The following is a 25064-nucleotide window of genomic DNA, read 5'->3' as shown; positions in this document are numbered from 1 at the left end:
ACCCAGAATAACAATCCACAGAGGTTGAATCATGGCTGCTAACAGCGAACGTGCAGGCAACAAACCTTTGATCGAGAAACGCTCGATCGACTACATCCCGGAAGCGGAAAGACACGGTCGTCTGTTTAGCCAGTTCACCTTGTGGATGGGGGCCAACCTGCAAATCACCGCGATTGTCACCGGGGCCCTGGCCGTGGTGCTGGGCGGTGATGTGTTCTGGTCGTTGATCGGTCTGTTGATCGGCCAACTGCTCGGCGGTGGCGTGATGGCGCTGCATGCCGCGCAAGGGCCCAAGCTTGGCCTGCCGCAGATGATTTCCAGCCGAGTGCAGTTCGGCGTTTACGGCGCGGCCATCCCGATCGTTCTGGTGTGCCTGATGTACCTGGGCTTCACTGCAACGGGCACGGTGCTTTCCGGCCAGGCGCTGGGCCAGTTGTTTGGCGTGAGCGACACCGTCGGTATTCTCATTTTCGCCAGTGTCATCGTGCTGGTTACAGTGCTCGGTTATCGGGTGATCCATTGGATCGGCCGTGTTGCCAGTGTCATTGGCGTGATTGCCTTTGTTTATCTGTTCAGCCGCCTGATGAGCCAGGTTGACGTTGGCGCCCTGTTGGAAATTCGCCACTTCAGCTGGAGCAGTTTCCTGCTCGCGGTGTCGCTCGCGGCGTCCTGGCAGATCGCCTTCGGCCCTTATGTGGCTGACTATTCCCGCTACCTGCCGAGCAAGACTTCCTCGGTGAAAACCTTTTTCGCCGCAGGCGCAGGTTCGGTCATTGGTGCACAGGTGGCGATGGTCCTCGGCGTGTTCGCGGCCGCTTCGGCCAACGGGCAATTCGCCGGTCACGAAGTGGCCTACATCGTGGGTCTGGGGGGTGCCGGTGCCACCGCTGCGCTGCTGTATTTCAGCATTGCGTTCGGCAAGGTCACCATCTCCACGCTGAACTCCTACGGCAGCTTCATGTGCATCGCGACCATCATCAGCGGTTTCCGGGGTGAGCTGAAGGTCACGCGCTTGCAGCGTCTGGTGTTCGTGCTGGTCATCGTCGGTGCGGCGACCCTGATGGCGTTGCTCGGCCAGCACTCGTTCCTCGGTGCATTCAAGTCCTTCATCCTGTTCTTGCTGGCGTTCTTCACGCCCTGGAGCGCGATCAACCTGGTGGATTACTACTGCATCACCCGCGAACGCTATGACGTACCGGCGCTGGCCGACCCGAATGGTCGCTACGGCCGCTGGAACATTCTCGGGATCAGCGTCTATGTTTTCGGTGTGTTGGTGCAGCTGCCGTTCATCTCCTCCAAGTTCTATACCGGTCCGTTGGTGGATGCCCTGGGGGGTGTGGATATTTCCTGGATCATCGGCCTGGTGCTGCCCGCCGCCCTGTATTACGTGTGCGCAAAAAAATGGCACGGCACAGTGCCTGATCATTTGATCCTGCCGGTCGAGCAGGGCGCGATCACCGAACAAAAGCTGAATGTGGGTCGCGCTGCGGCGCAGGCCTGACTGGACGTGGACAGGGCTGGATGCCTCTTGACTGCCGTAAGCCCATTCATGATTAGGAGCGTCAATACAATGAAATCGAACAAGACCCTGCTGACCACATTGCTTTCCATGGGCCTGCTGGCCAGCGCCGGCGCCACTCAGGCGGCGGGTTGGTGCGAGTCGGGCAAGCCGGTGAAATTCGCCGGTTTGAACTGGGAAAGCGCCATGCTGCTGACCGACGTGATGCAAGTCGTGTTGGAGAAAGGCTACGACTGCAAGACTGACAGCCTGCCGGGCAACTCCATCACCATGGAAAACGCCTTGGGCAGCAACGATATTCAAGTGTTTGCCGAAGAGTGGGTCGGCCGCAGCGAGGTCTGGAACAAGGCCGAAAAAGCCGGCAAGGTCGTTGGCGTCGGCGCGCCGGTTGTTGGTGCGATCGAAGGCTGGTACGTGCCGCGCTACGTCATCGAAGGCGATGCCAAGCGCAAGCTGGAAGCCAAGGCCCCTGACCTGAAAAACATTGCCGACCTGGCCAAATACGCCGCGGTGTTCAAGGACGCCGAAGAGCCAGGCAAGGGCCGTTTCTACAACTGCCCGGCCGGCTGGACCTGTGAGCTCGACAACAGCGAAATGCTCAAAAGCTACGGTCTGGAAAGCAGCTACACCAACTTCCGCCCAGGCACCGGCCCGGCGCTGGATGCCGCGGTGCTGTCGAGCTACAAGCGTGGCGAACCGATCCTGTTCTACTACTGGTCGCCAACCCCGCTGATGGGCCAGATCGACGTGGTGAAACTCGAAGAAAAACCAGGCGTGAACAAGACCGTGGATATCAAGGTCGGCCTGTCCAAGACGTTCCACGACGAAGCCCCGGAGCTGGTGGCCGTGCTGGAAAAGGTCAACGTGCCAATCGACCTGCTGAACCAGAACCTGGCGCGCATGAGCAAAGAGCGAATCGAGTCGCCAAAACTGGCCAAGATCTTCCTTAAGGAACATCCTGAAGTCTGGCACCAGTGGGTGAGTGAAGACGCAGCCAAAAAGATCGACGCGGCCTTGTAGGTCGAGCTTCTCCGGCTGTCGGCAACGGCAGTCGGATGCTTGATCGCAACCCCTTGATTGAGAGTCTCTTATGTTTCCCGAAAGTTTTACCTTTTCCATCGCCGACTGGGTCAACGGTTGGGTCGACTCGCTGGTGACCAACTACGGCGACGTGTTCCGCAGCATTTCCGACACCCTGCTGTGGGCCATCGTCAATCTCGAAAGCCTGCTGCGTGCGGCGCCCTGGTGGCTGATGCTGGCCATCGTGGCCGGTGTGGCCTGGCACGCGACCCGTAAAATCGTGACCACCTCCGTGATCGTCGGTCTGCTGTTTTTGGTGGGTGCGGTCGGCCTCTGGGACAAGCTGATGCAGACCCTGGCGCTGATGATGGTCGCGACCGTCATTTCGGTGCTGATCGGCATTCCGCTGGGCATTCTCTCGGCGCGCAGCAACCGCCTGCGTTCTGTGCTGATGCCACTGCTGGACATCATGCAGACCATGCCGAGTTTCGTGTACCTGATCCCGGTGCTGATGCTGTTCGGCCTGGGCAAGGTCCCGGCGATTTTCGCCACGGTGATCTACGCCGCACCGCCGCTGATCCGCCTGACCGATCTGGGCATTCGCCAGGTCGACGGCGAAGTGATGGAAGCGATCAACGCCTTCGGCGCCAACCGCTGGCAGCAACTGTTCGGCGTGCAACTGCCGCTGGCCTTGCCCAGCATCATGGCGGGTATCAACCAGACCACCATGATGGCCCTGTCGATGGTGGTGATTGCCTCGATGATCGGTGCCCGTGGTTTGGGTGAAGACGTACTGGTGGGGATTCAGACCCTCAACGTCGGACGCGGCCTGGAGGCGGGTTTGGCGATTGTGATTCTGGCAGTGGTCATCGACCGCATTACACAGGCGTACGGTCGGCCACGGCATGAGGTGAGCAAATGAACAACGCATCCGTAAGCAAGATCGAAGTCAAAAACGTCTTCAAGATTTTCGGTAACCGCTCCAAGGATGCGCTGGCCATGATCGGCCAGGGCAAAACCAAAGAGCAGGTGCTGTCCGAGACGGGTTGCGTGGTCGGTGTGAATGACCTGTCGCTGAGCATCGGCAGCGGTGAGATCTTCGTGATCATGGGCCTGTCGGGTTCCGGCAAGTCGACCCTGGTGCGCCACTTCAATCGCCTGATCGACCCCACCAGCGGCGCGATCCTGGTGGACGGCGTGGACATCCTGCAATACGACATGGAAGCCCTGCGCGAATTTCGTCGGCGCAAGATCAGCATGGTGTTCCAGAGCTTCGGCCTGTTGCCGCACAAGACGGTGCTGGACAACGTCGCCTATGGCTTGAAAGTCCGTGGCGAAAGCAAAGCCCTGTGCAGTGAACGCGCACTGCACTGGATCAACACCGTGGGCCTCAAGGGTTACGAAAACAAATACCCGCATCAGCTCTCTGGCGGCATGCGTCAGCGTGTGGGCCTGGCCCGCGCCTTGGCGGCGGACACCGATATCATTCTGATGGACGAAGCCTTCAGCGCCCTCGATCCGCTGATCCGTGCCGAGATGCAGGACCAGTTGCTGGAACTGCAAAAGACCCTGCACAAGACCATCGTCTTCATCACCCACGACCTCGACGAAGCCGTGCGCATCGGCAACCGCATCGCGATCCTCAAGGACGGCCGCCTGATTCAGGTCGGCACGCCGAAAGAGATCCTGCATTCGCCGGCGGATGAATATGTCGACCGCTTTGTGCAGCGTCGGGCGGCGGTGGTTTAAGAAATTTGTGGTGGTTGTGCTGGCCCCCATCGCCAGCAAGCCGGCTCCTACAAGGTGTACACAATCCCTGTAGGAGCTGGCTTGCCAGCGATGGGGCCGGTGAAGCTGCATCAATAATCAGGTACGAGGTTAAAGATGTCCCAGGCTGAAAAAATCGTTATCACCCAAGCGCAGGTCACTTGGCAGGATGTGGTCGCCGTGGCCCGCCATGGCGCACAGCTTGAGCTGTCGGCGCCGGTCTGGGCACGCATCGACAACGCGCAAGCCATCGTCCAGCGCATCGTTACCAGCGGCGAACGCGCCTATGGCATCAACACCGGGCTGGGCGCGCTGTGCAACGTCTCGCTGCAGGACGAGCAACTCAGCCAATTGTCGCGCAACACGCTGCTCAGCCACGCCTGCGGCGTCGGTACACCGCTGACCAACGAACAGACCCGTTCGATCATGTGCGCCGCCGTCATCAACTACAGCCATGGCAAATCCGGCCTGCACCGCCAGGTCGTCGAAGCCCTGCTGGCGCTGCTCAACCGTGGCATCACCCCGCAAGTGCCGTCCCAGGGTTCCGTGGGCTACCTGACCCACATGGCTCACATCGGCATCGCGCTGCTGGGCGTCGGCAATGTCAGCTATCGCGGCCAGGTCGTTTCCGCGCAGCAAGCGCTGGCTGAAGAAGGCCTGCAACCGGTCAAGCTGGGTGCCAAGGATGGTTTGTGCCTGGTCAACGGCACGCCGTGCATGACCGGCCTGAGCTGCCTGGCGATTGGCGATGCCACGCGCCTGCTGGAATGGGCCGACGTGGTCGGCGCCATGAGCTTTGAAGCTCAGCGCGGACAAATCGATGCATTTGACGCCGAGATCATCGCGCTCAAGCCGCACCCGGGCATGCAACAGGTCGGGATCAACCTGCGAGCCTTGCTCGATGGCAGCGAAGTGATCGCCCAGAGCAAGGGCATCCGCACGCAAGACGCCCTGAGCATTCGCTCGATCCCGCAGGTGCACGGCGCCGCGCGCGATCAACTGGCGCACGCGACCAAGCAGATCGAAACCGAGCTCAACAGCGCCACCGATAACCCATTGGTGCTGGGCACCGCGGACAACTACCGCGTCGTTTCCCAGGCCAACCCCCACGGTCAGTCCGTGGCAATGGCAGCGGATTTGCTGGCCATCGCGATGGCAGAAATCGGCTCCATCGCCGAACGTCGCCTGGACCGCTTGATCAACCCGCATGTCAGCGGTCTGCCGGCGTTTCTGGTGGCCAACCCGGGAGTGAATTCCGGGATGATGATCGTGCAATACGTCGCCGCCTCGCTGTGCGCGGAAAACCGCCAGTTGGCGCAACCGGCAGTGTTGGATAACTACGTGACGTCGGGTCTGCAAGAAGACCACCTGAGCCTGGGCACCAACGCGGCGCTGAAACTGCACCGCGCCTTGGAAAACTGCACGCAGATCCTCGCCATCGAGTATCTGCTGGCGGCCCAGGCGTTTGAATTCCTGAAAGAGCAGCGCTTCGGCGCGGGTACCGATGCGGCCTGGCGTCTGCTGCGTGAGCGCGTTCCGGCTTACGATCAGGATCGTTGGCTGGCGCCGGACATTGCCGCTGCGGCCAGTGTTCTGAAAGACCCTGCTTTGTTGCAAAAAGCTTTACCGAACTTGAACTGATTTCCATACAAAACCAGCGTGCCAAGGCGCCAGCCCCCTCAAAAAGGCGGAAGCGACGGACAACGGACATCTCCGGAGCGTCTGGTAGTTGATAAAAAACTCTCAAAAGGAGCACAAAAATGACTGCGCTAAACCTGATTCCCGGCCAACTGACTCTCGCTCAACTGCGTGACGTGTATCAGCAACCGGTGAAACTGACCCTCGACAACAGCGCCTCGGCCCAGATCGAAGCCAGCGTGGCCTGCGTGGAACAAATCCTCGCCGAGAACCGCACCGCTTACGGCATCAACACCGGTTTCGGCCTGCTGGCGTCGACCCGCATCGCCAGCGAAGATCTGGAAAACCTGCAGCGCTCGTTGGTGCTGTCCCATGCGGCCGGTGTCGGCCAGCCGATCAGCGACGAGCTGGTACGACTGATCATGGTGCTCAAGGTCAACAGCCTGTGCCGTGGTTTCTCCGGCATTCGCCGCGTGGTGATCGACGCGCTGATCGCCCTGATCAACGCTGAGGTTTATCCGCACATTCCGCTGAAAGGTTCGGTGGGTGCCTCCGGTGACTTGGCGCCATTGGCCCACATGTCGCTGGTGCTGCTGGGCGAAGGCAAAGCGCGCTACAAGGGCGAGTGGATGGAAGCGGTCGAAGCGCTGAAAGTCGCCGGCCTGACTCCGTTGACCCTCGCCGCCAAAGAAGGCCTGGCGCTGCTCAACGGCACGCAGGTGTCGACCGCGTTTGCCCTGCGTGGCCTGTTCGAAGGCGAAGACCTGTTTGCCGGTGCCCTGGCCCTCGGCGGTCTGACCGTTGAAGCGGTACTCGGCTCGCGCTCGCCGTTCGACGCACGCATCCACGCGGCCCGTGGCCAGAAAGGCCAGATCGACGCTGCTGCCGCTTACCGCGATCTGCTGGGCGAGCGCAGTGAAGTGTCCGATTCCCACGAGAACTGCGAGAAGGTTCAGGACCCGTATTCCCTGCGCTGCCAGCCACAAGTCATGGGCGCCTGCCTGACCCAGTTCCGTCAGGCTGCCGAAGTGCTGGCCGTCGAAGCCAACGCTGTATCGGACAACCCGTTGGTATTCGCTGCTGAAGGCGACGTGATTTCCGGTGGTAACTTCCACGCCGAACCCGTGGCCATGGCGGCTGACAACATGGCGCTGGCCATCGCGGAAATCGGTTCTCTGAGCGAGCGTCGCATCTCGCTGATGATGGACAAGCACATGTCGCAACTGCCGCCGTTCCTGGTGGCCAATGGCGGCGTGAACTCCGGTTTCATGATTGCCCAGGTGACGGCGGCGGCACTGGCCAGCGAGAACAAGGCGCTGGCCCATCCGCATTCGGTGGACAGCCTGCCGACGTCCGCCAACCAGGAAGACCACGTGTCGATGGCCCCTGCTGCCGGTAAGCGTCTGTGGGAAATGGCCGAGAACACCCGTGGGATTCTGGCTGTTGAATGGCTGGCAGCGGCGCAGGGCCTGGACCTGCGCAATGGCCTGAAGACCTCGACCAAACTGGAAAAGGCTCGCGCCATTTTGCGTAAAGAAGTGCCGTTTTATGAGAAGGACCGGTTCTTTGCACCGGACATCAATGCGGCGATTGAACTGCTGGCTTCGCGGTGCCTGACTGAGCTGGTTCCAACCAAGCTTTTGCCTAGCCTGTGATGCCCCCATCGCTGGCAAGCCAGCTCCTACAGGACCCTGTAGGAGCCAGCTTGCTGGCGATTCGATTTTGAATACTGTGGAGACTAAGGGATGAAAACCCTCTGGCAACACTGCCACGTCGCAACCATGGCCCAAGGCGTCTACTCGATTATCGAGGACGCGGCCATCGTGACGTCCGGTGCGCTCATCGAGTGGATCGGCCCTCGCGCTGAACTGCCGGCGGGCGAGTACCCGGCGGTCAACGATTTGAACGGGGCCTGGGTCACACCGGGTCTGATCGACTGCCACACCCACACGGTGTTCGGCGGTAACCGCAGCGGTGAATTCGAGCAGCGCCTGCAAGGCGTCAGCTACGCGGAAATCGCCGCCAGCGGCGGCGGCATCGCCAGCACCGTGCGCGCCACCCGTGCCGCCAGCGAAGACGAATTGTTCGCCAGCGCCAGCAAGCGTCTGAAAAGCCTGATGCGCGACGGCGTCACCAGCATCGAAATCAAATCCGGCTACGGCCTGGACCTGGCCAACGAACGCAAAATGCTACGCGTGGCCCGTCGTCTCGGCGCCGAACTGCCGGTCAGTGTGCGCAGCACCTGCCTGGCGGCTCATGCTTTGCCGCCGGAATATGCCGATCGCGCCGACGATTACATCGATCACATCTGCGCTGAAATGCTCCCGGCCCTGGCCGCCGAAGGGTTGGTGGACGCCGTGGACGCATTCTGCGAATACCTGGCGTTTTCCCCGGCTCAGGTTGAGCGCGTATTTATAACTGCTCAGGAACTTGGCTTGCCGGTGAAGCTGCACGCCGAACAGTTGTCCTCGCTGCACGGCTCTAGTCTGGCGGCGCGTTACCACGCGTTGTCCGCCGATCACCTGGAATTCATGACCGAAGACGACGCCATCGCCATGGCCGAGTCCGGCACCGTCGCCGTGCTATTGCCCGGTGCTTTTTACTTCCTTCGCGAAACCCAATTGCCGCCGATGGAAGCCCTGCGCAAGCACGGTGTGAAAATCGCCATCGCCAGTGATCTCAATCCCGGCACCTCGCCGGCGCTGTCGTTGCGCCTGATGCTGAACATGGCTTGCACCTGTTTCCGCATGACTCCGGAAGAAGTCCTGGCTGGCGCGACGATTCATGCCGCCACTGCATTGGGCATGGCCGACACCCACGGTTCGCTGGAGGCCGGCAAGGTCGCGGATTTCGTCGCCTGGCAAATCGATCGTCCGGCCGACCTGTGTTACTGGCTCGGCGGCGACCTGGAAAAACGCGTCGTGCGCCACGGCGTCGAATCAAGTTTGTAGGAGATCTGTTGTGGATAAGGTTCTGAACTTCAAACAAGGCCGCGTGCCACTGCTGATCAGCATGCCCCATGCCGGTGTGCGTCTGACCCCGGCCGTCGAAGCCGGATTGATCCCCCAGGCGAAAAGCCTGCCGGACACCGACTGGCACATCCCGCAGTTGTACGATTTCGCCGCTGAACTGGGTGCCAGCACCCTGGCTGCCGAGTATTCGCGGTTCGTCATCGACCTGAACCGTCCCTCCGACGACAAGCCTTTGTATGTCGGCGCAACCACCGGCCTGTACCCGGCCACGTTGTTCGATGGCGTGCCTTTGTTCCGCGAAGGGCTGGAGCCTTCCAAAGAAGAACGCGCGACGTACCTTGAGCAGATCTGGACGCCGTACCACAGCACCTTGCAAAACGAGCTGGCGCGTCTGAAGGCTGAGTTTGGCTACGCGCTGCTGTTCGATGCGCATTCGATCCGCTCGCTGATCCCGCACCTGTTTGACGGCAAGCTGCCGGATTTCAACCTCGGCACCTTCAACGGCGCCAGTTGCGATCCGCAGTTGGCGACGCAACTGGAAGCCATCTGTGCGCGTCACGACAATTACACCCACGTGCTGAACGGACGCTTCAAGGGCGGCCACATCACCCGGCATTACGGCAACCCGGCCGAGAACATTCACGCCGCGCAACTGGAGCTGGGGCAGTGCACGTATATGGAAGAGTTCGAGCCGTTCCGTTATCGCCCGGACCTGGCGGAGCCGACGCGAGTGGTGTTGAAGGAATTGCTGCAAGGGTTGTTGGCGTGGGGCGAAAAGCACTACAGCGCTTAAACACGAAACGCTGGCAAGTGGGCCTTTGTGGCGAGGGAGCTTGCTCCCGTCCGGCGGCGAAGCCGTCGTAAACCCGGACAGTCAGGTGTATCTGACAAAACTCGGTTGAAGGGTTTTTGGGCTGCTACGCAGCCCAGCGGGAGCAAGCTCCCTCGCCACAGGTTTGATTGCGAACTCTTGCCAGGCTGGGCATGCTCATTGACGTAAATCGGGTTTATGATGCCCCACGGCAGAATAATAGAAGTCCCCCCAGGGATGACCTCGACCCCTTACGGAGTGCGCAATGCAGACTTTGTACCCGCAGATCAAACCCTACGCCCGGCACGATCTGGCTGTCGATGCGACCCACACCCTGTACGTTGACGAAAGCGGTTCACCGCAAGGTTTGCCGGTGGTATTCATCCACGGTGGCCCTGGCGCGGGGTGTGATGCCCAGAGTCGTTGCTTCTTCGATCCCAACCTGTACCGCATTGTCACCTTCGACCAGCGCGGTTGTGGTCGCTCCACTCCCCACGCCAGCCTGGAAAACAACACCACCTGGGATCTGGTCGCCGACCTTGAGCGGATTCGCCAGCACCTGGGCATCGAAAAATGGGTGCTGTTCGGTGGCTCATGGGGTTCGACCCTGGCGCTGGCCTATGCACAAACCCACCCGGAACGTGTACATGGCCTGATCCTGCGCGGGATCTTTCTTTGCCGTCCGCAGGAAATCGAGTGGTTCTACCAGGCAGGCGCCAGTCGCCTGTTCCCCGATTACTGGCAGGACTACATCGCACCCATTCCACTGGACGAGCGCGACGACCTGCTCACCGCTTTCCACAAGCGCCTGGTCGGCAACGATCAGATCGCCCAGATGCATGCGGCCAAGGCCTGGTCGACCTGGGAGGGTCGCACCGCAACCCTGCGTCCAAACCCGCTGGTGGTCGATCGGTTCTCCGAGCCGCAGCGTGCGTTATCCATTGCGCGCATCGAATGTCACTACTTCACGAACAATGCCTTCCTCGAACCGAACCAGCTGATTCGCGACATGGGCAAGATTGCCCATCTGCCGGGCGTGATCGTGCATGGTCGCTATGACGTGATCTGTCCGCTGGATAACGCCTGGGAATTGCACCAGGCCTGGCCGAACAGTGAATTGCAAGTGATTCGCGACGCCGGCCACGCCGCTTCCGAACCGGGCATCACTGACGCGCTGGTAAGGGCCGCCAAGCAGATGGCTCACCGTTTGCTGGACCTGGCGCCCGAAGAAGCATGAAAGGCTTGCTGCAACGCGTGCGTGGCGCGCGAGTCGAGGTAGCGGGCGAGGTGGTCGGTGCGGTTGACCAGGGTTTGTTGGTGTTGGTGGCTGTAGAGCCCGAGGACACCCGGGCCAGCGCCGACAAACTTCTCAATAAACTGCTTAACTATCGGGTGTTCAGCGATACCGAGGGCAAGATGAACCTGTCCCTGGCGGATGTGGGTGGCGGGTTGCTGCTGGTCTCGCAGTTCACCCTGGCTGCCGATACCAAGAGCGGGTTGCGCCCGAGTTTCTCGACCGCGGCCCCTCCGGCGCTGGGAGAGGAGCTTTTCGACTATCTATTAGCCAAAGCGAAACAAGTGCATGGCACTGTGGCATCGGGTAGATTCGGCGCGGATATGCAGGTGCACCTGGTCAATGATGGCCCGGTAACCTTCCTGTTACAGACCTGAAAGCACTTGAAACAAGTTTTTAAGCTCATTTCGGCTGCAAACAGGGGTTTTTCGCGATAAATACTTTGTTACCCCTGATGCGTTGTAACGCGGCCTACTAGATAATCGCGCGCTACGGGGATCGGCGTTCGTTGGTCCATTTTGACTTAGGTAGAGACTTGTCTGGATCCGATTGGGGAATCATTTTGCCCCAGCGGAGTCGGAACAATGCTCGCCAACTTGGCAAGAGTGGTTTGTAGGGTCGGTTTTTTCACACCGCATTCCTCACAAACCCTTCAACTGGCCGTTGGTTTTTTGATCTGTTTTCGGCGAGGGTTGCTCGTGATTGTTAGTCCCTGTAATGCACCAAAATTGTCTGCCAAACGGTTACGTAACGCACTGGTAGCGGGCTCTGCACTGCTCTGCCTGTTCAGCGCCGGCCAGCTTTGGGCATTCAATCTGGATGATGTATCGGTCAAGGCAAAAGAGCTGGCCGGGCAGAAGTACGAAGCGCCGCGCAGTAACCTGCCGAACGAATTCCGTGAAATGAAATTCGCGGACTATCAGAAAATCCGGTTTCTGACCGAAAAAGCCGAGTGGGCTGATCAGAAGACGCCGTTCAAGCTGTCCTTCTATCATCAGGGCATGCATTTCGATACGCCGGTGAAAATCAACGAAATCACCGCGAACACCGTCGAAGAGATCAAGTACGACCCAAGTCGTTTCGACTTCGGCGACCTGAACTTCGACCCGAAGGCCACTGAGCAATTGGGTTATGCCGGTTTCCGTGTGCTGTACCCGATCAACAAGGCCGACAAGCAAGACGAAATCATGACCATGCTCGGCGCGAGCTACTTCCGCGTCGTCGGCAAGGGTCACGTCTATGGTCTGTCCGCCCGCGGCATGGCGCTCGATACCGCATTGCCATCCGGCGAAGAATTTCCGCGTTTTCGCGAGTTCTGGATTCAACAGCCAAAACCGGGCGACAAGCACCTGGTGATCTTTGCGCTGCTGGATTCGCCACGTGCCACCGGTGCCTATCGCCTGACCTTGCGTCCGGGCAGCGACACCATTGTCGACGTCAAGGCGCAGATGTTCCTGCGTGACAAGGTCGGCAAACTGGGTATCGCGCCGTTGACCAGCATGTACCTGTTCGGCGCCAACCAGCCGTCGAAAGTGCTGAACTACCGTCGTGAACTGCATGACTCCAGCGGCCTGGCGATCCATGCCGGCAATGGCGAGTGGATCTGGCGTCCGCTGAACAACCCGAAACACCTGGCTGTCAGCAACTTCTCGGTCGAGAACCCGCGTGGTTTCGGTCTGCTGCAACGTGGTCGCGACTTCAGCCATTACGAAGATCTCGACGACCGCTACGACAAGCGCCCAAGCGCCTGGATCGAGCCGAAGGGCGACTGGGGCAAGGGCACCGTCGATCTGGTCGAAATTCCGACCGCCGACGAAACCAACGACAATATCGTAGCCTTCTGGAACCCGGAAAAGTTGCCGGAACCTGGCCAGCCACTCGATGTTGCTTATCGTATGCACTGGACCATGGACGAAGCGTCGATCCACGCCCCGGACAGCGCCTGGGTCAAACAAACCCTGCGTTCCACCGGTGACGTTAAACAGTCCAACCTGATTCGTCAGCCGGACGGCAGCGTGGCTTACCTTGTGGATTTCGAAGGTCCGTCCCTGGCCGCTTTGCCTGCCGATGCGGACGTTCGCAGCCAGGTCAGCGTTGGTGACAACGCCGAACTGGTCGAGAACAGCGTGCGCTACAACCCTGAAACCAAGGGCTGGCGCCTGACGCTGCGCATGAAGGTCAAGGATCCGAGCAAGGCCACCGAAATGCGTGCCGCGCTGGTGCAGAACATCGTGCCTGCGGACTTGGCCAAGACCTCGATTCCGGCGTCGAACTCGTCGGTTGCCAAGGCCGACAAGGTTGCTGCCAAGCAACAAGAGAAAGCAGACAAGGACGCCAAGGCAGCGGAGGCCAAGCAGGCCGACGTCAAGCCGGTTGCAGATGCCAAGGACAAGGCCAAAAACAAAGACGCCCAGCAGCCTGTCGCTGCCGGCGCGGCCCCAGCCACACCGGAATCGGCGCCGACTGAAGAAGTCCTGACCGAGACCTGGAGCTACCAGTTGCCTGCCGATGAGTAATTCTCAAGTACAGCCAGAAACTCTTGCCGAGTATCTGGCGCATCTGCCGATGACCGACCAGCAACGCGCGGAGCTCGCGGGTTGCCGGTCCTTCAGCGAGCTGCATGAACGCCTGTCGTCATCCACGTTCGACGCTCCGACCGAGGCCGCCCAGGCTTCGGTGGGCAAGCGCCTGACCCTGAGCACTGCCGAAGAGTTGCAGGATGCGGAAATGCTGGCGCTCGACGCCAATGGTCGGGTCTGCCTCAAGGCGACCCCGCCAATCCGCCGGACCAAGGTTGTGCCGGAGCCGTGGCGCACCAACATTCTGGTGCGTGGCTGGCGTCGGATGACCGGTCGTACCAACCCGCCACAGCCGCCGAAGGACGAACGCGTCCTGCCGGCCGCGCGCTGGCGCACCGTGGGTTCGATCCGTCGCTACATTCTGTTGGTGCTGATGCTCGGCCAGACTATCGTCGCCGGTTGGTACATGAAAGGCATCATGCCGTACCAGGGCTGGTCGTTCGTCGACCTGAACGAAGTGCTGCACCAACCGCTGCTGCAAACCGCCACGCAAGTGCTGCCGTATGCCTTGCAGACCAGCATCCTGATTCTGTTCGGGATTTTGTTCTGCTGGGTGTCGGCCGGTTTCTGGACTGCGCTGATGGGCTTCCTCGAGTTGCTCACGGGGCACGATAAATACCGTATCTCTGGTAAAAGCGCCGGTAACGAGCCAATTCCGAAAGATGCGCGCACCGCACTGGTGATGCCGATCTGCAACGAAGACGTGCCTCGTGTGTTCGCGGGTCTGCGCGCGACGTTCGAGTCGGTTGCAGCGACCGGTGATCTGGATCGCTTCGACTTCTTTGTGCTCAGCGACAGTAACGACGCCGACATTTGCGTTGCCGAGCAGCAGGCCTGGCTGGACGTCTGCCGTGAGGCTGGGGGCTTCGGCAAGATCTTCTATCGCCGCCGTCGCCGTCGCGTTAAGCGTAAAAGCGGCAACCTCGACGACTTCTGCCGTCGCTGGGGTGGTGACTACAAGTACATGGTCGTCCTCGACGCCGATTCGGTAATGAGCGGCGATTGCCTGACCAGTCTGGTGCGTTTGATGGAAGCCACGCCGGACGCCGGGATCATCCAGACCGCGCCGCGTGCGTCGGGCATGGACACCCTGTATGCGCGCATGCAGCAATTCGCGACCCGCGTGTACGGTCCGCTGTTCACCGCGGGCCTGCACTTCTGGCAGCTGGGCGAATCGCACTACTGGGGTCACAATGCGATCATCCGCATGAAGCCGTTTATCGAGCACTGCGCCCTGGCGCCGTTGCCGGGTAAAGGCGCGTTTGCCGGTGCGATCCTGTCCCACGACTTCGTTGAAGCCGCGTTGATGCGTCGTGCCGGTTGGGGCGTGTGGATTGCCTACGACTTGCCGGGCAGCTACGAAGAACTGCCGCCGAACCTGCTGGACGAACTCAAGCGTGACCGTCGCTGGTGCCACGGCAACCTGATGAACTTCCGCCTGTTCCTGGTCAAGGGCATGCACCCGGTGCACCGTGCGGTGTTCCTGACCGGCGTGATGTCTTACCTGTCGGCGCCGTTGTGGTTCTTCTTCCTTGTGTTGTCGACGGCGCTGCTGGCGGTCAACACGTTGATGGAGCCGCAGTACTTCCTTGAACCGCGCCAGCTCTATCCGCTGTGGCCACAATGGCACCCGGACAAGGCGATTGCACTGTTCTCGACCACCATCGTGCTGCTGTTCCTGCCGAAGCTGTTGAGCATCATCCTGATCTGGGCCAAGGGCGCGAAAGAGTTCGGCGGCAAGTTCAAGGTGACCCTGTCGATGCTGCTGGAGATGTTGTTCTCCATGCTGCTGGCGCCGGTGCGGATGATTTTCCACACCCGTTTCGTCCTCGCCGCGTTCCTCGGCTGGGCCGCGACCTGGAACTCGCCGCAACGTGACGACGACTCCACGCCATGGAGCGAGGCGGTCAAGCGACACGGTCCGCAAACGCTGCTGGGCTTCTTCTGGGCACTGTTGGTGATCTGGCTGAACCCGAGCTTCCTGTGGTGGCTGGTGCCGATTGTCGGTTCGTTGATGCTGTCGATCCCGGTGTCGGTGATCTCCAGCCGTGTTGGCCTGGGCCTGAAGTCCCGTGACGAGAGCCTGTTCCTGATTCCTGAGGAATACAATCCGCCACAGGCGCTGCTGGCCACCGACCAGTACACCCACGAGAACCGCTGGCACGCACTGAACGACGGCTTCGTCCGTTCGGTGGTCGATCCACAGCAGAACGCCCTGGCGTGTTCGCTGGCGACGTCCCGTCACGGTCAGGCCGAGCCGATCGAATGGCTGCGGATCGAACGGGTTCGTCACGCCATGAAAGTCGGCCCTGAAGGGCTGACCAACAATGAGCGTGTGCAACTGCTGAGCGATCCGGTGGCTTTGGCCCGCCTGCATGAGCAGGTCTGGAGCGAAGGTCACCCAGAGTGGCTCAACGCCTGGCGCAAGTCGGTCAAGGCCGACCCTCACGCGCCGCTGCTACCGCTCAAACCAATGAGCGAACAGCCTCAGTTGGCGTAATGAAAAAAACCCGCGAAAGCGGGTTTTTTATGGTCTGAAGTTTGTTCTTGAGCTTGCACCAGATTCTGTAGCGGTAGCGTCTGGTCGATCGCAATCGCGGGCAAGCCCGCGATTGCATCACCTCGGTCCTGAGTGAGCCGAGGCATGCGGATCACCTCAAACCCTGAACTTGCCCACCAACATCTGCAAATGCGTCCCCAACCGTGCCAGCTCAACGCTGGAGGCCGCTGTCTCCTCACTGGCAGCGGAAGTCTGATCCGACACATCACGCACATTCAGCACGCTGCGGTTGATCTCCTCGGCCACGGCGCTTTGCTGTTCGGCGGCAGCGGCAATCTGCTGGTTCATCGCCTGAATCGCCGAGACCGTGCGGGTGATGCTTTCGAGTGAACCACCGGCACGGCGGGTCAGTTCGACGCTGCTGTCGGTCAGGGCGCGGCTGTTGTCCATGATGGTCGAGACCTGCTGGGTGCCGTTTTGCAGGCCGACGATCAGCTCTTCGATTTCTTCCGTGGACTTCTGGGTGCGCTGGGCCAGGCTGCGGACTTCATCGGCGACCACGGCAAAACCGCGTCCGGCTTCACCGGCGCGAGCGGCTTCAATCGCGGCGTTGAGTGCCAGCAGGTTGGTTTGCTGGGCCACGGATTTGATCACGTCGAGCACGCTGCCGATCTTGTCGCTTTCGCGCTTGAGTTCGCCCATTGCCTCGGTGGAATGACCCACTTCCTTGGCCAGGCGCTCGATCTGCGCGATGGCTTCACCCACTACCTTGTCACCTTCGCGAGCTTGCTGGTCAGCGGCGACGGCGGCTTCGGAGGCTTCCTCGGCATTGCGCGCGACTTCCTGCACGGTGGCGGCCATCTCGTTCATGGCAGTGGCGACCTGGTCGGTTTCAATCTTCTGATTGTTGACCCCGGCGCTGGTCTGCTCGGTGACGGCGGACAACTCTTCGGCGGCGCTGGCAATCTGCGTCACGCCATCGCTGATGCCGCCGATCAGTTCGCGCAAGCCTTGGGTCATGCTCTGCATGGCGCGCTGCAGCTGGCCGAGCTCATCGCGACGCTGAGAGATCAGGTTTTGGGTCAGATCGCCGCTGGCCACACGCTGGGCCACGGCCAGGGTCTGGTTCAGCGGAATGATGATCTGGCGGGTGATCGCCCACCCGGCCAGCAGGCCGAAAGCTGTGGCGAGCACGGTGGCGAGGGTCAGCATGTTTTTGGCATGGGCAGCGTCGGTGTCGCGGATAACGGTTTGCGAGGTGGTGAGTTGGTTGCTCACGTCCAGCAGGATGTTGCCTTGGGCAGCCATGCGCACCAGTGCCTTGGCGCTGGCGGACTGTGAGTCGCGGAACTGGCTGACGGCGGCACGATAGGCCTTGAGCGAGTCGGTCGCCTGTTGCAGGTTGGCGAGATGTTCCTCAGGCAGTTTGGCTGGCAGGCTTTCGAGGTTTTTCAGGGCGTCATCGATAGCGTTCAGCGCGGGCTGTTCGGCGTCGCTCTTGCCGCTGTAGGTGTAACCGCGAACCTGGAAGCGCGCCTGCTGGATCAGTTTGCTCAGGTCGATCACGCTGTTGAAGGCGTTCACGCTTTCACCCTGGAGCATGGATTTTTCCACGTCGGCCACGCGGGCTACGGCGTTGTCGGCGGTGCTGCCGAGTTTGCTGCGGGCATCTTCGCGGTCGGCGCCGGCCTGGATCATTTCGCTGAACGCGCGACGGTACTCGGCGAGTGCAGTCAATTGCTGATCAACCTTGGCGGCATCAGCCGGTTGCTCGATCAGGGTGCGGGCGGTCTGAAGGCTGGTTTCGAGCTTGCCCAGCAAGTCGTTGACGACGCCCGGGCCTTGTTCGCCGCGACGCATTTCGTAGTCCAGGCGCGCGATGCGCAGATCTTTGGTCAGCCCATTGATCTCGGAAATGAAACCCAGTTTATCGCCGCGACTGATCACGTCGCTCAGGCCGGTCCAGCCGGTAAAGGTGATCAACAGGGTCAGAGACAGCACCAGACCAAACCCGATCCCCAGTTTGCGTTTGACGCTGACGTTTCCCAGACTCTCGGCTAGCCATTGGTACATGCTGAAAACTCCCCGGACCATCATTTGGTTTTATGGGAGATGTATCGGCTGCACTGGGCGTATCTGAAGGTGCTGAGAGTTTTTCAGATGCGTGGTGAGCTGTGGCGAGGGGGCTTGCCCCCGTTCGGGTGCGCAGCAGCCGTAAAAGTGGTGCATGCGGTTTGACCGGAGCAACAGCAGTGGCCGCTTCGCGACCAAGCGGGGAAAAGCCCCCTCGCCACAGTGATTGTGTCGGGGGTTTAGAAAAGGCGTGCCAGCAGGGCGGTCACGGCGGTTTCGACGCGCAGGATTCGATCGCCCAGTTGTACCGCTTGCAGGCCGGACTTGCCCAGCAAGTCGATCTCGTAAGGAATCCAGCCACCTTCCGGGCCGATGGCCAGGGTCACCGGTTCGCTGAGGCCGCGGGGGCAGGGCGGGTAGTTACCGGGGTGGCCAACCAGGCCGAGGGTGCCTTCGGCGATCGCGGGTAGACGGTCTTCAACGAACGGCTTGAAGCGCTTCTCGATCACGATTTCTGGCAGCACAGTGTCCCGGGCCTGTTCGAGGCCAAGAATCAACTGTTCACGAATCGCTTCAGGTTCAAGGAATGGTGTCTGCCAGAAGCTCTTCTCGACGCGATAGCTGTTGACCAGCACGATCCGCGGCACACCCATGGCCGCCACGGTCTGAAACACCCTGCGCAGCATTTTGGGCCGTGGCAGTGCCAACACCAGGGTCAGCGGCAGCTTGGCCGGTGGCGGTTGGTCGAGGGAGACGCGCAGTTCGGCTTCATCGGCGTCCAGGCGCAGCACCTCGGCCGAGCCCATCAGCCCACCGATTCGCCCGACGCGCATGCTGTCGCCGACTTCACAGCGGTGAACTTCCTGCATGTGCGTCAACCGGCGATCACGCAGGATCGCCCGGTCGGCCGCAATGAAATCGGCCTCTTCGAGGAGCAGCAGGTTCACGCTTGGGTCGCTGGCGGCTGGTCGTTGTGATCGTCAGCCGGTTGATCGTCCGGATGCTCGCCACGCTTGCTGATCAGGCTGCCAAACAGGATGCCGACTTCAAACAGCATCCACATCGGTATGGCCAGCAGGGTCTGCGAGAAGATGTCCGGCGGCGTCAGGATCATGCCGACCACGAAGCAGCCGATGATCACGTACGGGCGGATTTTCTTCAGGTACTTGACGTCGACCACGCCGATCCACACCAGCAGCACCACGGCCACCGGGATTTCGAACGCCACGCCGAAGGCGAAGAACAGCGTCATGACGAAGTCGAGGTAGCTGGTGATGTCGGTCATCATTTCCACCCCGGCCGGGGTGGCAGCGGCGAAGAACTTGAAGATCAGCGGGAACACCAGGAAATAGGCGAACGCCATGCCGGCGTAGAACAGAAAGATGCTGGAGACCAGCAAGGGCATGGCGATGCGTTTTTCATGCTTGTACAGGCCAGGTGCGATGAAGCCCCAGATCTGATGCAGGATCACCGGGATCGCCAGGAACAGCGAGACCATCATGGTCAGCTTCAGTGGCGTCAGGAACGGCGACGACACATCGGTGGCAATCATCGTCGCGCCAACGGGCAGGTAAGCACGCAGCGGCGTCGAGACGAAGGTGTAGATCTGCTGGGTGAAGGCAAACAGCCCGGCAAAAATGATGAAGATCGCCGCTACGCAGCGCAGCAGGCGGGTACGCAACTCGGTGAGGTGCGAAACCAGCGGCATGTGCTGGTCATTTTCAGGGAGATCGCTCATGGGGCTCGCGGCGGCAAAGTGGTGTCAGTAGGCGCTGGCGTTGTCGGCGCGGCGGCTGGAGCAACGGGTTCAACCGGCATTGCTGCCACAACCGGCGCAGGTTCCGCTATCGGAGCGGCTGCCGGTGGGACAGCGGCGGCAGGCGTTTGAATCGTCTGCTCGCCCACGTGCTCGACAGGTGTCGGCTCTTGCTGGGTCGGCGTGAAGATCTTCCGCGCTTCCTGCTCAAGCGACAGGATGTGTTCGTTGTGCAGTTGCCGACGAATTTCGTCAGCACCGATTTCACGTTCAACTTCCTGTTTGATCGCATTGAAGCTGCGCTTCAGGCGCCCGACCCACAGGCCGGCGGTGCGCGCTGCGCCCGGCAGGCGCTCGGGACCCAGCACCAGCAGGGCGACGAGGCCGACGAGCAGCAGTTCAGAGAAGCTGATACCAAACATTAGTCAGTGCTCACACGTCTTTGCGGATCGGCTCTTCGACTTTCTGCGCCTGCACGTCGATGGTGTGCGGCTGGTTCACAGAAGCTTGTGGCTGAACAGGCGGAACCGGTTGGGCCGGGGTCGCGTTCGGGTCGGCCGGTTTTTCGTCATCGTTCATGGCTTTGCGGAAGCCCTTGATCGACTCGCCGACGTCAGTGCCGAGATTTTTCAGCTTCTTGGTACCGAACACCAGTACGACAACAACCAGGATGACGATCCAGTGTTTCCAGTCAAAAATGCCCATGTTGCTGCTCCTCTCTAACAGTTATTCAGGCGGACGGGCGCGAGGCTTTCTCGGCGTGTCCGGACAGACCGAAGCGACGGTCCAGTTCATCGAGTACAGCCTGAGGATGCTGCCCCAGTTGGGCGAGCATGACCATGCTGTGGAACCACAAATCGGCGGTTTCGTAGATCACATCGCTGCAGTCACCGCTGATGGCGGCATCCTTGGCGGCAATGATGGTTTCGACCGACTCTTCGCCGACTTTTTCCAGAATCTTGTTCAAGCCCTTGTGGTACAGACTGGCGACATACGAGCTGTCGGCGGCGGCGCCTTTGCGCTCCTCCAGTACCTCGGCCAGACGGGTCAGAGTGTCACTCATGTTTGTGTCCTGCGGAATAGATGGCGTGCGGATCTTTCAGAACCGGGTCGACTGTTGTCCAGTCGCCGTTCTCATAGACGCGGTAGAAGCAGCTCTGACGGCCGGTATGGCAGGCGATGTCGCCGATCTGCTCGACCATCAGAATGATCACGTCGGCGTCACAGTCCAGGCGCATCTCGTGCAGGGTTTGCACGTGGCCGGACTCTTCGCCCTTGCGCCACAGCTTGCCACGGGAACGCGACCAGTAAATGGCACGGTTCTCGGCAGCGGTCAGTTCCAGTGCTTCGCGGTTCATCCAGGCCATCATCAGGACGCGCCCGGTCTTGTGATCCTGGGCAATCGCCGGCACCAGGCCGTCGGCGTCCCACTTGATCTCGTCCAGCCAGTTTTTCATCTTCGACTCCGACAGCGGGCCCGACACTTCATTAGTCGAACCCAACGTTCAAACAGTGTGCCAGTCGTTAACCCAACTGGCTATCGACGAACGACCAGATACAAACCGACGGCCATCATGATGCCAGCCGGCCAATAGGCCAACTGATTCAATGGCCCGCCAGCGGCCAGGATGGCGCCGCCAGCCAGATGCGCGGTGCCGAGCAGGCGCAGGAACCAGTCGTCGCGGCGTCGATGCCACGGTGGCGGCGGGTCGTAGGCGTGGGGCTGGGACATGCGTTCGAGCAGGTCGCGGGCCATGTTGGCCAGGTGCGGCAGCTGTTCGAACTGGCTGTGCACGTTGCCGAGCAAGGCTTTGGGGCTGACGCGCTCGCGCATCCAGCGTTCGAGGAACGGTTGCGCGGTGTTCCACAAGTCGAGGTCCGGATACAGCTGACGCCCCAGACCTTCAATGTTCAGCAGGGTTTTTTGCAGCAGGACCAACTGTGGCTGCACTTCCATGTTGAAGCGACGCGCGGTCTGGAACAGGCGCATCAACACCTGGCCGAAGGAAATGTCTTTTAACGGTTTTTCGAAGATCGGCTCGCACACGGTGCGGATCGCGGCTTCGAATTCATTGAGTTTGGTTTCCGCCGGGACCCAGCCCGAGTCGATGTGCAGCTGCGCTACACGACGGTAATCGCGCTTGAAGAAGGCGAAGAGGTTGCGTGCGAGGTAATCCTGGTCTTCCGGGGTCAGGCTGCCGACGATGCCGCAGTCGATCGCGATGTATTGCGGGCTCCACGGAGTCACGGTGCTGACGAAAATGTTGCCGGGGTGCATGTCGGCATGGAAGAAGCTGTCGCGGAACACCTGGGTGAAGAAGATCTCCACGCCGCGTTCGGCGAGCATTTTCATGTCGGTGCGCTGGTCGGCCAAGGTCGTCAGATCGGTGACCTGGATGCCGTAGATGCGCTCCATCACCAGCACTTTCGGGCGGCACCAGTCCCAATAGACTTGCGGCACATACAGCAGTGGCGAGCCTTCGAAATTGCGCTTCAACTGGCTGGCATTGGCCGCTTCGCGCAACAGATCGAGTTCGTCGTAGATGGTTTTTTCGTAATCGCTGACCACGTCCACCGGGTGCAGCAGACGCGCATCGGACGAGAGTTTTTCGGCGGTGCGGGCAAGAATGAACAGCCACGCCAGGTCCTGGGCGATGATCGGCTTGAGTCCCGGGCGGATCACTTTGACCACGACTTCTTCGCCGGTTTTCAACTGTGCGGCATGCACCTGGGCCACCGACGCAGAGGCCAGCGGCTCAACGTCGAAACGGCTGAACACTTCGCTGATTTTCTTGCCGAGCTGTTCTTCGATCAGCTTGACCGACACCTGCGAGTCGAACGGCGGTACGCGGTCCTGCAGCTTCATCAGCTCATCGGCGATGTCTTCGGGCAGCAGGTCGCGACGGGTGGACAGGATCTGCCCGAACTTGATGAAGATCGGCCCCAGGTCCTGCAACGCCAGGCGCAAGCGTGCGCCACGGCTCAGGTCCAGGGTCTTGCGCGGGAACCAGCGCCACGGCAAGGCATAACGCAGCGCCCGCAAGAACCAGGGCAGCGGCAGGGCGAACAGCAGGTCATCGAGGCGGTAGCGGATCACGACGCGCTGGATGCGCAACAAACGGCGGACGGCAAGCAGCTTCATGCGTTATCGCTTGGGTCGAGGGATCGGGAAAGGCGCTCGAAACGCGCCTCGAGACGTTCCAGATCAAGTTTGATCCGGTCCAGTTCACTGAATCGGGCTTCGGCTTCGCGCTGACCGACGAGGGTGCGCGATTCTTCGGCCAGGTATTCGCTCAGGTTCTGCCCCAGGCTGGCGAAGCCTTGCTGATACCAGCGGGCGCGGCTGCGCAGGTGACCGCCGACCAGTTGCGTGGCCACGGGGCCGAGCCAGCGCGACAGCTCGTACTCCCAGTCCAGCTCCAGGTCCTGAAGGATCGCCGCCAGTTCCAGCAGCACGCCGCTGTCGCCATCGAGTTCGACTTCAGGGCCGTGCAGGATCGAAGTCTTGTCCTTGCTCATGGCCAGTTTCAACAGGCTCGAGGCCGGTGCACGCAAGGTGCAGTCGGCGCCGGTTTCCCATTGGGAGGCGAGCATCAGGCCTTCGTCGCTGGGCAGGATGAACAGTTGCAGCGCCGGGCTGCGACAGTCGACCGCAATCACTTTGCCGGTCAGATGCGCCAGCCGCGGCAGCGCCGTGCTGTCGAGACGCAGCACCCGGTTGATGCCGAGTTCAACGCTGGCGAGCAGGCCGGCGAGCAGCATCAGGGCTTGATGCCGCGGTGCAGAGCGACGATGCCTGCGGTCATGTTGTGATAGGTCACGCGGTCGAAACCGGCCTCGACCATCATCGACTTCAGGGTTTCCTGGTTCGGGTGCATGCGGATCGATTCGGCGAGGTAACGATAGCTTTCCGAGTCGTTGGTGATCAGCTTGCCCATCAGGGGCATGAAGGCGAACGAGTAGGCATCGTAGGCCTTGGACATCAGCGCGTTGGTCGGCTTGGAAAATTCCAGTACCAGCAAACGACCGCCCGGCTTGAGCACGCGCAGCATGGAACGCAGGGCGTCTTCCTTGTGCGTGACGTTGCGCAGGCCGAAAGCGATGGTCACGCAGTCGAAATGGTTGTCCGGGAACGGCAGCTTTTCAGCGTCGGCCTGGACGAACTCGACGTTGCCGGCCACACCCAGATCCAGCAGGCGGTCGCGACCGACCTTGAGCATGGATTCGTTGATGTCGGCCAACACGACCTGGCCGGTCGGGCCTACCAGATGCGAGAACTTTTTGGTCAGGTCGCCCGTGCCACCGGCGATGTCGAGCACGCGGTTGCCGCTGCGCACGCCGGATAATTCGATCGCAAAGCGCTTCCACAGACGGTGCATGCCGCCCGACAGGAGGTCGTTCATCAGGTCGTACTTGGCGGCTACCGAATGGAAAACCTCAGCGACTTTTTCCGCTTTCTGGCTTTCCGGAACGTTTTTGAAGCCGAAGTGAGTGGTGGGTTCGGCATCGCTGCCTTTGCGCTGATCAGTCATATCGCTGTCACCAAAAGAGAATGCGCGACATTCTAATCCCCAAGGGATGCTTTGTCTTGGCAAGGCTGAAGGTAAGATGGATCACCCTCGGGACGTTTTGCCGCAGTGGCGGTCAAGATTCACCGAACAAGCATTCATAAAGCAGGAGTCATTCAATGGCCCATATTAGTGTTGAACGTACCCACGGCCTGGGTAAGGAAGCGGCCCGCGAGAAGGCTGACAAGCTGGCGCAGAAACTTTCCGACCAGTATGGCCTGGAGCCGCAATGGTCCGGCGACACCTTGAACCTCAAGCGTTCGGGCGTGAAAGGCGCGGTGCATGTCAGCGAAGATTTGATCAAGGTCGATGTGGAGCTGGGCCTGATGATGTCGGCCATGAGCGGCATGATCAAAGCGGAAATCGAAAAGGCGCTGGATAAAGCCCTCGCATAAACGCGCTCTTGTAGGAGCACGCTTGCTGGTGATGCAGGCAACTCGGTATTTCAGTTGCACCGAGGTGATGCCTTCGCGAGCAAGCTTGCTCCTACAGTCAGAGGCAACCCTCTATCTATGTCAGTTGTTAGGGTGCCGTTTCTAATTTTTCTCCCTACCTTTGTGCCCAAGC

The 25064-nt window shown here is 60.6% G+C and carries 23 protein-coding genes; 13 read left to right on the top strand and 10 right to left on the bottom strand.

The window, feature by feature from the left end; translation table 11 throughout:
* Positions 1–31: 31 nt before the first annotated feature.
* The 12 genes from QYH43_RS03155 to mdoH all read left to right on the top strand — a co-directional run bounded on the left by QYH43_RS03155 (position 32) and on the right by mdoH (position 16100).
* Positions 32–1501 (top strand): cytosine permease, encoded by a 1470-nt coding sequence (locus tag QYH43_RS03155; RefSeq protein WP_301156267.1) that lies wholly within the window; start codon positions 32–34, stop codon positions 1499–1501.
* Positions 1502–1570: 69 nt separating this feature from the next.
* Positions 1571–2539: an ABC transporter substrate-binding protein gene (locus tag QYH43_RS03150; RefSeq protein ID WP_095058317.1), complete on the top strand. Its 969-nt coding sequence runs from the start codon at positions 1571–1573 to the stop codon at positions 2537–2539.
* 70 nt (positions 2540–2609) lie between these two features.
* Positions 2610–3461 carry a proline/glycine betaine ABC transporter permease gene (locus QYH43_RS03145; RefSeq protein WP_095058318.1) on the top strand — a complete coding sequence of 284 codons (852 nt, stop codon included), beginning with the start codon at positions 2610–2612 and terminating at the stop codon, positions 3459–3461.
* Positions 3458–4288: a glycine betaine/L-proline ABC transporter ATP-binding protein gene (locus QYH43_RS03140; protein WP_301156264.1), complete on the top strand. Its 831-nt coding sequence runs from the start codon at positions 3458–3460 to the stop codon at positions 4286–4288. Before QYH43_RS03145 ends, QYH43_RS03140 begins: the two co-directional genes overlap by 4 nt.
* A gap of 135 nt (positions 4289–4423) precedes the next feature.
* Positions 4424–5947, top strand: a complete 1524-nt coding sequence (hutH, locus tag QYH43_RS03135; protein ID WP_095058320.1) for a histidine ammonia-lyase — start codon at positions 4424–4426, stop codon at positions 5945–5947.
* A 119-nt stretch (positions 5948–6066) separates the two neighbouring features.
* Positions 6067–7599, top strand: a complete 1533-nt coding sequence (hutH, locus tag QYH43_RS03130; protein ID WP_095151754.1) for a histidine ammonia-lyase — start codon at positions 6067–6069, stop codon at positions 7597–7599.
* A 90-nt stretch (positions 7600–7689) separates the two neighbouring features.
* Positions 7690–8895: an imidazolonepropionase gene (hutI, locus tag QYH43_RS03125; protein ID WP_301156261.1), complete on the top strand. Its 1206-nt coding sequence runs from the start codon at positions 7690–7692 to the stop codon at positions 8893–8895.
* A 10-nt stretch (positions 8896–8905) separates the two neighbouring features.
* The gene (gene hutG / locus QYH43_RS03120; protein ID WP_095151756.1) at positions 8906–9709 is read left to right on the top strand and encodes an N-formylglutamate deformylase; all 804 of its coding nucleotides are present in this window, start codon (positions 8906–8908) and stop codon (positions 9707–9709) included.
* A gap of 283 nt (positions 9710–9992) precedes the next feature.
* Positions 9993–10964, top strand: coding sequence for a prolyl aminopeptidase (pip, locus tag QYH43_RS03115; protein WP_095058324.1), 972 nt, complete (start codon positions 9993–9995; stop codon positions 10962–10964).
* Entirely contained in the window at positions 10961–11398 is a 438-nt protein-coding gene (dtd, locus tag QYH43_RS03110; RefSeq protein ID WP_095058325.1) for a D-aminoacyl-tRNA deacylase, read from the top strand. Before pip ends, dtd begins: the two co-directional genes overlap by 4 nt.
* A gap of 321 nt (positions 11399–11719) precedes the next feature.
* Positions 11720–13537 carry a glucan biosynthesis protein G gene (locus QYH43_RS03105; protein ID WP_095058326.1) on the top strand — a complete coding sequence of 606 codons (1818 nt, stop codon included), beginning with the start codon at positions 11720–11722 and terminating at the stop codon, positions 13535–13537.
* Positions 13530–16100, top strand: a complete 2571-nt coding sequence (gene mdoH / locus QYH43_RS03100; RefSeq protein WP_301156257.1) for a glucans biosynthesis glucosyltransferase MdoH — start codon at positions 13530–13532, stop codon at positions 16098–16100. The genes QYH43_RS03105 and mdoH overlap by 8 nt, the downstream gene beginning before the upstream one ends.
* Before the next feature lie 156 nt (positions 16101–16256).
* Here mdoH and QYH43_RS03095 read toward each other — a convergent pair whose 3' ends face one another.
* From QYH43_RS03095 to ubiE, 10 genes are all read right to left on the bottom strand, one after another.
* Complete coding sequence (locus QYH43_RS03095; RefSeq protein WP_301156255.1) at positions 16257–18173, bottom strand: methyl-accepting chemotaxis protein; 1917 nt, start codon at positions 18171–18173, stop codon at positions 16257–16259.
* A gap of 239 nt (positions 18174–18412) precedes the next feature.
* Complete coding sequence (locus tag QYH43_RS03090; protein WP_095056509.1) at positions 18413–19120, bottom strand: 16S rRNA (uracil(1498)-N(3))-methyltransferase; 708 nt, start codon at positions 19118–19120, stop codon at positions 18413–18415.
* A complete protein-coding gene (tatC, locus tag QYH43_RS03085) occupies positions 19117–19911 on the bottom strand; it encodes a twin-arginine translocase subunit TatC (protein ID WP_095056508.1) in 795 nt (264 codons plus the stop codon). The genes QYH43_RS03090 and tatC overlap by 4 nt, the downstream gene beginning before the upstream one ends.
* A complete protein-coding gene (gene tatB / locus QYH43_RS03080) occupies positions 19908–20351 on the bottom strand; it encodes a Sec-independent protein translocase protein TatB (RefSeq protein WP_095056507.1) in 444 nt (147 codons plus the stop codon). The genes tatC and tatB overlap by 4 nt, the downstream gene beginning before the upstream one ends.
* 10 nt (positions 20352–20361) lie before the next feature.
* Positions 20362–20634, bottom strand: a complete 273-nt coding sequence (locus QYH43_RS03075) for a twin-arginine translocase TatA/TatE family subunit (protein ID WP_053153307.1) — start codon at positions 20632–20634, stop codon at positions 20362–20364.
* A 25-nt stretch (positions 20635–20659) separates the two neighbouring features.
* The gene (locus QYH43_RS03070) at positions 20660–20992 is read right to left on the bottom strand and encodes a phosphoribosyl-ATP diphosphatase (protein WP_008047820.1); all 333 of its coding nucleotides are present in this window, start codon (positions 20990–20992) and stop codon (positions 20660–20662) included.
* Positions 20985–21386 carry a phosphoribosyl-AMP cyclohydrolase gene (gene hisI / locus QYH43_RS03065; protein ID WP_007989281.1) on the bottom strand — a complete coding sequence of 134 codons (402 nt, stop codon included), beginning with the start codon at positions 21384–21386 and terminating at the stop codon, positions 20985–20987. Before hisI ends, QYH43_RS03070 begins: the two co-directional genes overlap by 8 nt.
* Before the next feature lie 80 nt (positions 21387–21466).
* On the bottom strand, positions 21467–23071 hold the full coding sequence (ubiB, locus tag QYH43_RS03060) for a ubiquinone biosynthesis regulatory protein kinase UbiB (RefSeq protein WP_095056506.1): 1605 nt from the start codon (positions 23069–23071) through the stop codon (positions 21467–21469).
* Positions 23068–23691 carry an SCP2 domain-containing protein gene (locus QYH43_RS03055; RefSeq protein WP_095056505.1) on the bottom strand — a complete coding sequence of 208 codons (624 nt, stop codon included), beginning with the start codon at positions 23689–23691 and terminating at the stop codon, positions 23068–23070. Before QYH43_RS03055 ends, ubiB begins: the two co-directional genes overlap by 4 nt.
* Positions 23691–24461 carry a bifunctional demethylmenaquinone methyltransferase/2-methoxy-6-polyprenyl-1,4-benzoquinol methylase UbiE gene (gene ubiE / locus QYH43_RS03050; protein WP_060542605.1) on the bottom strand — a complete coding sequence of 257 codons (771 nt, stop codon included), beginning with the start codon at positions 24459–24461 and terminating at the stop codon, positions 23691–23693. Before ubiE ends, QYH43_RS03055 begins: the two co-directional genes overlap by 1 nt.
* A 155-nt stretch (positions 24462–24616) precedes the next feature.
* Here ubiE and QYH43_RS03045 point away from each other — a divergent pair, with 155 nt between their 5' ends.
* On the top strand, positions 24617–24892 hold the full coding sequence (locus tag QYH43_RS03045; protein ID WP_095151760.1) for a polyhydroxyalkanoic acid system family protein: 276 nt from the start codon (positions 24617–24619) through the stop codon (positions 24890–24892).
* Positions 24893–25064 lie beyond the last annotated feature (172 nt).

Source organism: Pseudomonas sp. C32 (genome assembly GCF_030417915.1).
Classification (GTDB): Bacteria; Pseudomonadota; Gammaproteobacteria; order Pseudomonadales; family Pseudomonadaceae; genus Aquipseudomonas.
Note: the sequence above shows the minus strand (reverse complement) of the source record. Positions and strands in the feature narration are given on the sequence as shown.